Origin of the sequence: Paenibacillus sp. FSL R7-0272, from assembly GCF_037969905.1 — a bacterium.
In the GTDB taxonomy this organism is placed as follows: domain Bacteria; phylum Bacillota; class Bacilli; order Paenibacillales; family Paenibacillaceae; genus Paenibacillus; species Paenibacillus polysaccharolyticus.
Window position 1 is genome coordinate 2,272,658 of sequence record NZ_CP150221.1, and the last position, 10,968, is coordinate 2,283,625.

Here is a 10,968-nt window from a genome sequence, read left to right on the forward strand (position 1 = left end):
TAACTTATGATGCTGCTGTCACCGTAATGTTATCAATGTTCGGTCCCTCTGTACCTGTTGTTACGATTCGGAGTGTATTCGTACCTGAATTCATAGGTACTTGAATTGTTTTTTCGCCCCAAGTAGACCAGCTTCCTGTTTGAGTAAAGGGCTCATTACTGAGTACTTTTGTGCCATTAACATAAATATCTAGAGTCCGCGTACCACTTTCCAAAGCGTAACGAAACTTTACATTTTTGGTGCCTGTGATTGTGTTATTGATATCATTCCATTGGATTGCGGAGCCTGTATAAGCGTTGAAGTTAACATATCCAGAACCGGTGAAGCCCGGATAAGCTGTTTCAATGACTGCATCCGTAAGTGTTGTTCCTGTTTCGGCCTCATATGTGGTGCCCGTGCCTACATTGCCGCCACCGTTGCCGCCAGTAATATTAGCAACAAATGTTGTTACACTCTGTGCTGGGAGTTGAGCTGTGAATGCGCCATTGGAAACGTTAATTGGTGCAAGACTTGCCAGATTACGACTGCTGTCTGTTACATATGAAGATACAGTGGACGCATTGCCATTTTGCAACACAAAGCGTTGACTTTTTGCCGAAGTGCTGCGGTTAATGGCTACGATGACGACCTTGTTATCACCTTTGTAAGCGGACACGTAAGTATTTGTATCCGGATTTTTGGAAGCATCTACTCTGACATAGCCTGGGCGAACAAATTTGGAGAAATGGGCCATATTGTATCCGCGCTTACTGATTGTACCGTCTTCCTTCATTGGTCCATATTGCCTGCGGATATACCACCATACATAGGCTTGGAAGTCGCCTTCAACCATGGCATTATGCATGTGGTAGGAGACGTCTAAGGCTTCCGGCCAGCGGTCAGCGGAATTGTTGTCACTGTTTGGATAGTACACTTCGGTCATCCAAAGCTCTTTGCCAGCTCCCTTTTGTTTGAAAAGAGGATAGGCAAAATTGTTGACCTGTGTTCCATACAAATGTGCTCCCAAAATGTCCATGTTAGCAAGTGCTTGTGGATCATTCAGGATTGGGTCGGATATGTTTTTCAGGTATTGGAAGGATTCTGGAGCCATGACTTTGGTACCTTGGATGCTACCTGCATTTTCTTTCATGAAACGCAGGATTTCCTGTGGAGTCCACCAGGTCCAGTCATGGGCATAATCCGGTTCATTTTGAACGGATATGGCATACAGATTCACGCCGTTATTTTTCATAAATGTTACAAAGTCATTCAGATGTTGTGCGTAAGCAGCGTATTTGTCATAACGTAACCGCTTAGCATTGGTATCACCATTTCGATTAAACGTCTCAACCATGCTGCTTGGAGGGTTCCAAGGCGAGGCAAAAACGATAGCTCCCTTTTCAATCGCACGTTTGGCTGTAGCAACTTCAAGAGCCCAATTATTGGGGTTCGGGTCTACCCAGATTCGGAGTACAGAGAATCCTAGCTGATTCTGATCATTTCCGAAAGCGGTTTCACGTTGTGCTGCAGTTAAGTCACCAACCCAGACCGGATGGTTGATACCACCAAAGCCACGGATTACTTGTTTTTCCGAGGATAAGTTGATGTTGGCGTCACTTGCTGCAGATACGTTGGTTGGAGTTAACATTAGGGGGAGGGCAGTTAAGCAGGCTAACAACAGGTTGACTGATTTTTTAAATTTAAACTTCATCTTCAATGTGTTCACTCTCCTCAATATAAGTGACTTGCGAAAGCCTGGACAAGAAAAATAAATTTCTCGGCATAACTTCGAAAAGGGAGGCATCACATCCTCTCAGAAATGATTGGGATAGATCTTTTGACAAAAAAAGGATTTGTTTTGTAAATTCTACTATATTATTCCTGTGAAAAATACCCGATATATTGCAGTTGTTTGTAATTTTTTATGTTTTTTTGACTCGAATGCTATTTTCATAGGATAACAGCGCTGTTTAAAATTTATGTCAACCGGTTGACATGTTGAATCATCAGCGTTTATGATAAAGCTGTATTCAAAATGTAAACGCATTCATAACAAACATCAGGGGGGAAGTTAAGAAATGAAAAAGACATGGGTACCGTTTGTTGGCGTATTGATACTGATGTTGGTCATTACCGCCTGTTCCTCGGGTAAAACAACGGATTCTTCAGCAAAGGATTCTGACAAACAGGCTGGAGGGGCTACAAAAGAGGTGAAATTGACCTTTTTTAATACCTCCGCAGAAGTCAACGGTGTTTTTGAGAAATTGTTCAAGACGTATCATGAGCTGCATCCTGAGGTAACCATTGAGCTTATTCCTACCCCGATTGGTGGAGCACAGCTGGAAAAGTTCCAATCCTTGCTTGCTTCAGGCAATCCGGCAACAATTGCCAATCTGGATGCAGGCACAATTTTGCAATATAAAGACAAATTCCTCAATCTGGATTCGGAAAAGTCAACGTATGAAGGGTTAACGAAGCCTGGTGCGGTAGATGGAGCGCTACTGGATGGTCAGTTTTTGGGTATCCCTTGGACAGCACAAGGGTATGGCCTTTTATACAATAAACGGGTTGTAGAAGAGGCGATGGGTGGCTCTTTTGATCCAAACAGCATTAAAACTCGTGACGATCTGGAAGCTGTTTTCAAAAAAGTAGAGGCGGCTGGCAAAGCACCTGTCATGCTTCATGGCGCAGATTGGTCACTTGGAGCGCATTATCTGGGACTGACCTATTCTCTTCAATCTAAGAACGTGGAAGACAATCGTAAGTTCGTAAAAGACTTGGAAAATGGAACTGCGAAGCTCACGGACAATGCTGCATTTAACGGATTGATCGATACCTTCGATCTGCTGAAAAAATACAACGCACGTAGTAAAGATCCACTCGTGGCAGATTACACCAAGGATAGTACGGATTTCGCCAAAGGAGATGCGGCTTTTTATTTCATGGGTGACTGGACATGGGCTGTTATAGGTAATCTGGAAGGCCGCGACAAAGAGTTTGGCATTATCCCTGTTCCGATTAGCAACAACCCTGAAGATTACGGAAATACTCAAGTAGCTTACAGTGAACCGAAACTCTTTGCTATTGATAATTCAGGTTCTACGGAAGAACAACAGACTGCAGCCAAAGCATTCATTCAGTGGATGGTGACGAGTGATGAGGGGCAGGATGCGATTGTAGCACAAATGGGGCTGGCACTGCCATACAAAGACGTCAAAGTGAAAAGCAGTAACATTTTATCTGAAGCAGTGGGTAGTTACGTAGACCAAGGTAAAGTGTTGAATATCAGTGTGATTAATTATTTACCACAGGATTATTGGGCGAAGACGGGTGCATCTATGCAAAAATATTTGGCAGGTGTAATTGATCGAAATGGACTGGCAGAGGAAGTGCAAGCTTACTGGGCTAGTCAGGCAGGAAAATAGAATTATAAACGTTCGAAAGGGGATGTGCATCCATACAGGGGGCGCATCCTCCATTGTTCCAATCGTTCATCAAATCTTTCGTCAAGCCGTTACCAAGGGAACCACAGGAGGTCAACATGGATAGAAAAATACGGATGAGAAACGCGGGAACTTTCTTACTGTTTGGAGCTCCTTCCGTTGTCGCTTTTCTCGCAGTGGTTGTGATCCCGTTTATCGTTGGATTGTACCTTACATTCACCAATTGGGATGTTCGTACCGGGGATAACACATTTATTGGTATATCCAATTATATCGCGGTTTGGCAGGATACCGTGTTCTGGACTCAATTATGGTTTACCCTTAAATATGTTTTTTTCACTGTCATTATCGCAAACGCTGCTGCTTTTTTTATTGCTCTTGTGCTGACGGGTGGTGGGAGAGGCGAGCAATGGCTTCGCACTGGTTTTTTTACACCCAATCTGATTGGGGGCATCATTCTCGGATATCTTTGGCAGACTTTGTTCTCACAAGTACTTCCTTACTTAGGGCAAAAGTATGGCTGGTCCTGGTTTGAAACATCCTGGTTAACCAATACAGACACAGCTTTCTGGGCGCTCGTCATCACAACGTCATGGCAGTTGATTGGTTATCTCATGATCATCTATATTGCCGGCTTTGCCGGGGTTCCGAATGATGTGCTCGAGGCTGCCAGCATCGATGGGGCAAGCCGCATGGCAACGATACGCCGGATCATGTTACCGCTCACTATTCCAGCCATTGTGATCTGTGTATTTATTTCGATTTCTCGATCGTTTCTGACCTATGATATCAACCTTGCGTTGACCAAAGGGGGGCCGTTTAACTCTACGGAGCTCGCGACTTATCATATCGTGCAAAAGGCATTTCTGTCTAACCAGTACGGGGTCGGCCAAGCGGAGGCTGTGGTGCTCTTCGCCGTAGTCGCCATTATTGCGTTGACGCAATCGTATCTGCTGAAGAGATTGGAGGTCGAGTCCTGATGTCGATCCGCCAATTCCTTCCTTCGTTGAAAAAAATACTGCTATATGTGTTGCTGTTTCTTTTTCTCACGCCGTTTTTGTTGATTATTATGAACTCATTCAAATCGACCCAGCAGTTCGTAGAAAATCCGTTATCGTTGCCAACGGGAATTCAACTGGACAACTATGTCAGTGCATTTGACAATATGAATTTTCTGGATGGATTTCTGAACTCGTTGCTGATTACCGTCGGCTCCGTGTTGCTGATTCTTTTTTTCTCATCGATGACCGGGTATCTGTTTGTTCGTTTCAAATGGCGTGTGAATGGCATTCTTTTCTATGCGATGCTGGCTTCACTTGCTCTACCGTTTCAAGTTTTAATGATCCCACTGGTGATGTTATACGGCAATATGAGTCTGCTCGACTCCAAAATAACCTTGCTGTTTATGTACCTGGGTTTCGGTGTACCTTTTGGCGTATTTACCTTCCATGGATTTATCAAGGGTATCCCTTATGAACTCGAGGAATCTGCTTTTATCGAAGGGAGTTCGCGAATGCGGACGTTCTTCCAGATTGTGCTTCCCTTGTTAAGGCCGGTATTTGTGACATTAATTGTGCTGGATGTGTTATGGATCTGGAATGACTACTTGCTACCAAGCCTGGTGCTGTTATCGCCGGAGCACAAAACATTACCACTATCTACGTACAATTTCTTCTCGTCCTATTCAGTGGATTATGCGCCGCTCATGGCTGGGTTGATTATGACGATTATTCCGGTACTGATCATGTATTTGCTTCTGCAAAAACAGATTATCAAGGGGATTACAGAGGGGGCGCTGAAATAGCACTGAAGTAACACTGAAGTACCAACAAGTGAACTGGAGTGAAATGGAAAACGATTAAGCTTATAATGGATTAAAAAGAGCAAGGTGGTTAACGGTTATGCCCAAGATTGATGATGTTGCCAAAAAAGCAGGAGTATCGGTTACAACCGTGTCCCGCGTATTAAATAATAGAGGATACATTAGCGAAGAAACGCGCGAAAAGGTCTATCGGGTAATGAAAGAGCTTGATTATCAACCCAACGAGATGGCCAGAGCTTTGTTTCGTAAAAAATCGAATATGATTGGTCTGATCATTCCAGATGTATCCCACCCTTTTTTCAGTGAGATGACTTATCATCTGGAGTATTATGCGGACAAGTCTGGATATAAGCTTTTATTGTGCAACTCCAATCGAGATGTCAGTAAAGAGAGCAAATATATTGATATGTTGAAAAAAAACAAGGTGGATGCCATCATTACAGGCAGTTCTGTTCTTGATGTACAGCATTACCTGAATCTGAATCTTCCGATTGTTTCATTGGATCGTGAAGTGGCCGACAACATTCCGGTCGTTTCTTCGGATAACGAGATGGGGGGCAGGCTGGCTACGCAGCTACTCCTTGATAAAAATTGCAGCCAGCCAGCCTTTCTCTATCGAGGGATTGGAGGGCCACACCATGTCGCTTTGCTGGCAAATGGCCGAGCACAAGGATATGAAGCCGTGATGCAGCAAGCAGGACTTGAACCGATTCATCTGCAACTGGATGCTTCAGCCGGGGATGAGCTGGAGATTCAAGAGGAGATCATAGGCTTCCTGGAGCAGCATCCAGCCGTTGATGGTATATTTGCGAGCAGTGATGTCATCGCTGCTGAAGCTGTGCAGGCTTCTCGCCAGGCGGGAAAACGTATCCCTGAGGATATGCGAATTATCGGTTATGATGATGTGAAAATCGCTTCTCTGCTGAGTCCACGTCTGAGTAGTATACGGCAGCCAATACAGGAGATGGCTGAACGAATCATCGGCTTGGTTCTACAACAGATTCAGGGAGAAGAAATTGCTTCGGGTACAAACCTGTTCCCAGTCCAGCTGATTGAGCGGGAAACGACATAGAAGGGGTGCTTTCAAGAAAGCACTCTTCTTGTTTGCTATATATGTCAACCGGTTGATATATAAGGTGTAAGCATATCTTTGTTCATTATATTTTTTGTAATAATGTTTTTGTATATATCGATTGTTCAACTTATATCGTTCATGACTATAGCTTCATTAATTAAACATTGGATCGAGACAGGGGGATACAGAATGGATTTTATTAATAGAGTTGCACCGGAGCTAAGGGCGGGTCTGTTAGGACTTGAAGTTATACAGCTGCCTGAAGACCTGATGAGAGCACGTACAAATGCAGATCCGAATGTATCACAAGTTGATCAAACTTCAGACGCAGTTCAAATCGTAAATGAGTATATTCAAGGATCGGATGGAAACGAACTGCAGCTGCGCATTTATTCACCTGTACATGAGAATACACAAGAGAGGCCGGCACTGCTATGGATTCATGGGGGAGGAATGATTCTGGGAAGTCCAGAAGGGGATGACCAGCTCTGTACGGATTTTGCGATTCGAGCTGATTGCATCGTTGTCTCTCCGAATTATCGATTGGCACCCGAACATCCTTATCCTGCAGGACTTGAGGACTGTTATAACACACTTCAATGGATGTCAGAAGAAGCCGAGGCACGAGGCATAGATCTGAAGCGTATAGCCGTTGGGGGAGCCAGTGCAGGAGGCGGGCTGGCGGTAGCCCTCACCCTTTTGACAAGAGATCGCAAAGGGCCTGAACTGTGCTTTCAGCTACCGCTATATCCGATGCTGGATCATCGGAATGGCACATCGTCCAGCTATGAGATGACACATCCTTCGATATGGAATCGGGCGCATAATGTAGCGGCCTGGAAGATGTATCTCGGACACCAATTTAACATTGAAGTTCCTGTATATGCTTCTCCCAGCCTAGCTACCGATCTTACAGGCCTGCCGCCTGCGTATATTTGCGTGGGTGAGCTGGATCTGTTCCGGGATGAGATCTTAGAGTATGTGTCTCGTCTGTCCAGAGCAGGAGTTAAGGTTGAATTTCACTTGTATCCCGGGTGTTATCATGCTTCAGAGCATGTTGCTCCCGAGGCAGAGAGTAGTCAGCTGATTCGAACGGAGTATATTGAGCGTTTAGCTCAGGCGTTAAAACGTGAACCGGAGAGGACAACCTCTGATTTTTGAAAAAAGTGATCGTCTTAATGAAAGTATTGTACAGCAGATAGCCCTACAATAAAGGAGTCATGTCAGTCAGGTGACAGCTTTTTGAATGAATACCGTGATTGGTTCAGGGAGGAATCAGGATGATTGAGCTGGATGAACGGATGAAACTGGAGGATCGCTTCAATGATCTCTTGGCCATAGGGGAACTGCTAGTAGACATGATATCGAATGAATATGGTGATCATCTGGGTTCTGACGGGTATACGCGTTTTGTTGGAGGCTCCCCCTCCAACATTGCCATTAATGTCAATCGGCTGGGTATCCGTTCGCATATCGTCTCAGCTGTAGGGGAGGACGGATTCGGCACTTTTCTGCTGAATCGTCTGGGTGAAGCGGGCATGGATACTGGCGGGGTTCGGCGCGTTAATGAAGCGACAAGCATGGTTGTTGTTAGCAAAAGCAAGGGTACACCTGTCCCGATTTTCTATCGGGCGGCTGATTTTCAACTATCATTTGAGGCAACTCTCGTGGAATGGCTTCGCAATTCCAAAATCGTTCATTTCTCTTGCTGGCCGTTATCTCGCCAACCTGCCAGAGAAACCATTGAAAAGGTTATTGTTGAAGCAAGGAAGCATGGTGTATTGATCGGTTTTGATCCCAACTTCCATAAGATGATCTGGCAACCGGGAGAAGATGGTGCGGCTTATGTGCAATCGATTATTCCGCAGGTGGATTTCATTAAACCTTCCAAGGATGATGCAGATCGTCTTTTTGGTGAAGCATCTGCCGAGGAACATCTGAAACATTTTCTAGCGTTAGGGGCACGATTGGTCATTCTGACGTTAGGTGAAGAGGGAGCACTGGTTTCGAATGGTCAAGAAACAGTGGAATTTGCGACCTGTGCAACGAAGGTTGTAGATACTACAGGAGCGGGTGACGCGTTCTGGTCAGGGTTCTATACAGGTCTGGTAAAAGGTTACACAGTTCAGGAAGCATTAAAATCGGGTTTTGCTGTAAGCGCGTACAAATTGAAGTATCACGGTGCAATTGTAGAACTGCCAGCTCTGGGGGCAATCAGAGAACAGTATGGACTGGAAGAGGGGGAGCATTTTGCTTAAAAATCAGGTTCAGTTAATTACCTATCCGGATTCGCTTGGTGGCAATCTGAGTACACTGAATCATTTGCTTCAGAACGAACTGGCTGGTCTGTTTACAGGAGGCGTGCACATTCTGCCGCCTTTTCCTTCATCAGGAGACCGTGGATTCGCTCCATTAACTTATCTGGAGATTGATCCTGCCTTCGGTACATGGGATGACATTCGATCAATAGGCGAACATACGGATATACTGGTTGATCTGATGGTTAACCATATTTCACAGCAGTCGCCTTATTTTCAGGATTTTCTGCTGAAAGGCCGATCATCCGAATATGCCGATCTCTTCTTGACTCTGGATAAGGTTTGGACGGATGGAGTGCCTGTGCAGAAGGATATTGACCAGATGTTTTTGCGTCGTGAGGTACCCTACTCTACGTTTAAAATCCATGAGAGCGGTGAAGAGGAGAAGGTATGGACAACGTTTGGCAAAACAGACCCCTCAGAGCAGATTGATCTGGATATACGTGCGGCGATCACACAGCAACTGCTGCGTTCATTTTTTGAGAACTTCAAAAGTAACAATGTCAAAATTGTGAGACTGGATGCCGTTGGTTATGTTATAAAGAAGCTGGGGACCAGTTGTTTCTTTGTTGAACCGGATATTTACGTTTTCCTTGACTGGGTGAAGTCACTAGCGGACGAACTGGAGATCGAGTTGTTGCCGGAGGTTCACGCCCATTACAGTGTACAGTACAAACTGGCCGATTTTGGCTGCTGGATTTATGATTTTATATTGCCATACCGGGTGCTGGAGACGTTAGTCAACCGCTCAAGCCGGGAATTACGTCATTATCTGGCGGACAGACCTGCCAATCAGTTCACCATGCTGGACTGTCATGACGGCATTCCGGTCAAGCCCGATCTTGATGGACTGATACGCACAGATGAAGCGCAGCGGCTGGTGGATATCTGTCTGGAGCGGGGAGCCAACCTTAGCTTGATTCTGTCAGATAAACATAAGTCAGAGGATGGTTTCAACGTGCATCAGATCAGGTGCACATATTACAGTGCTTTGAACGAGGATGATGATGCTTATCTGGCTGCGCGTGCCATTCAGTTTTTTGTACCAGGCATTCCCCAGGTCTATTATGTCGGACTGTTCGCCGGGAAGAATGATCTGGCACGGGTAGCCGAAACGGGTGAAGGTCGAGAGATTAATCGTCAGAATTACACAATGGATGATATCGAGCAGCAGTTGGACAAAAAAGTGGTGCAGCGTCTTATGGAGTTGATCCGTTTCCGCAACAGCCATCAGGCTTTTCAGGGCGAATTCAGCGTTCTGGATTCTCCGGATAATCAGCTCTGTCTGAACTGGAAGCTGGAAGGGCAACAGTGCAGTCTGACGGTTGACCTCCAAACGTATCAATCCATGATACACTACACGGACCCGTCAGGGCATATCGAAGCTTATCGGATCTAAACCATAATCAGGAAGGAAATTGCTAAAATGGCTACAGTACAGGTGAACTTTTTCTCAAAAAGCATGCGCAGAGAGGTATCGTTTAATGCTCTGCTACCTTTAGACTTGCCTGTCATTCCGGGTCAGTCCGAAGTAGCGAACGAACAGGAGCCGCTGAAGTCTATATACCTGCTGAATGGATACTCTGGCAGCCAGTGGGACTGGATCACCTTCTCGCGTATTCGCGAGCTTGCTGACCGGCACCGGTTCGCTGTGTTTATGCCGGCAGGTGAAAATCATTTTTATCTGGATGATGAAGATAAGGGGGATCTTTACGGACAATATGTAGGCAAGGAATTGGTAGAATTCACACGCGGGTTATTTCCTCTCTCTATGCGCCGTGAGGACACATATATCGGCGGATTGTCGATGGGAGGGTATGGTGCGATCCGGAATGGTCTGAAATATGCGGAGCATTTCGGTGGCATCATTGCACTCTCCTCGGCGATTCTACCTTACAAAATAGCGAATGCGCAGCCGGGTTACTCTGACGGAGTAGCGGATTATAAATACTTCAGCCGGGTTTTCGGGGATCTGAGCCAGCTGCAAGGTAGTGATAGAGATCCGGAAGCTTTGGTGATGCAGTTAAAGGAAAAGGGCGCGTCGATCCCTGACATTTATATGGCTTGCGGCACCGAGGACTTTTTATTGGATGTGAATCAACGTTTTCGGGATTTCCTGCAACGTGAGCATGTTCCTGTGACCTACACGGAGAGTCCGGGAGTGCATGACTGGGATTTTTGGAATGTCTATATCGCTCTTGCACTGGAATGGGCAGGACAGGGCAGACGGCCTAACGAATAAGCATTTATCATAGATCTGTACCAAGCCTCTGGGGGGTCGTGTGTCATCAGCGACTGTTCAGGGGCTGGTTGATTATCCGGTCAAGCACG

At 45.6% G+C, this 10,968-nt stretch carries 9 protein-coding genes; 8 read left to right on the forward strand and 1 reads right to left on the reverse strand.

Translation table 11 applies throughout. The features are described from left to right. Positions 1–4: 4 nt before the first annotated feature. Positions 5–1,690 (reverse strand): carbohydrate-binding protein, encoded by a 1,686-nt coding sequence (locus tag MKY23_RS10155; RefSeq protein ID WP_339839355.1) that lies wholly within the window; start codon positions 1,688–1,690, stop codon positions 5–7. A gap of 367 nt (positions 1,691–2,057) precedes the next feature. Here MKY23_RS10155 and MKY23_RS10160 point away from each other — a divergent pair, with 367 nt between their 5' ends. From MKY23_RS10160 to MKY23_RS10195, 8 genes are all read left to right on the forward strand, one after another. Next, the gene (locus MKY23_RS10160) at positions 2,058–3,404 is read left to right on the forward strand and encodes an ABC transporter substrate-binding protein (RefSeq protein ID WP_339837680.1); all 1,347 of its coding nucleotides are present in this window, start codon (positions 2,058–2,060) and stop codon (positions 3,402–3,404) included. Positions 3,405–3,520: 116 nt separating this feature from the next. Continuing rightward, entirely contained in the window at positions 3,521–4,402 is an 882-nt protein-coding gene (locus MKY23_RS10165; protein WP_090924368.1) for a sugar ABC transporter permease, read from the forward strand. Further along, a complete protein-coding gene (locus MKY23_RS10170; protein WP_090924369.1) occupies positions 4,402–5,226 on the forward strand; it encodes a carbohydrate ABC transporter permease in 825 nt (274 codons plus the stop codon). Before MKY23_RS10165 ends, MKY23_RS10170 begins: the two co-directional genes overlap by 1 nt. Before the next feature lie 97 nt (positions 5,227–5,323). Then, the gene (locus MKY23_RS10175; protein ID WP_339837686.1) at positions 5,324–6,316 is read left to right on the forward strand and encodes a LacI family DNA-binding transcriptional regulator; all 993 of its coding nucleotides are present in this window, start codon (positions 5,324–5,326) and stop codon (positions 6,314–6,316) included. Positions 6,317–6,508: 192 nt separating this feature from the next. After that, the gene (locus MKY23_RS10180; RefSeq protein ID WP_339837688.1) at positions 6,509–7,480 is read left to right on the forward strand and encodes an alpha/beta hydrolase; all 972 of its coding nucleotides are present in this window, start codon (positions 6,509–6,511) and stop codon (positions 7,478–7,480) included. 119 nt (positions 7,481–7,599) lie between these two features. Next, positions 7,600–8,577 (forward strand): sugar kinase, encoded by a 978-nt coding sequence (locus tag MKY23_RS10185; protein WP_339837691.1) that lies wholly within the window; start codon positions 7,600–7,602, stop codon positions 8,575–8,577. Continuing rightward, on the forward strand, positions 8,567–10,036 hold the full coding sequence (gene gtfA, locus MKY23_RS10190) for a sucrose phosphorylase (protein WP_339839358.1): 1,470 nt from the start codon (positions 8,567–8,569) through the stop codon (positions 10,034–10,036). The genes MKY23_RS10185 and gtfA overlap by 11 nt, the downstream gene beginning before the upstream one ends. 27 nt (positions 10,037–10,063) lie before the next feature. Continuing rightward, positions 10,064–10,879, forward strand: a complete 816-nt coding sequence (locus tag MKY23_RS10195; RefSeq protein ID WP_253495623.1) for an alpha/beta hydrolase-fold protein — start codon at positions 10,064–10,066, stop codon at positions 10,877–10,879. The last annotated feature ends 89 nt before the right edge of the window (positions 10,880–10,968 follow it).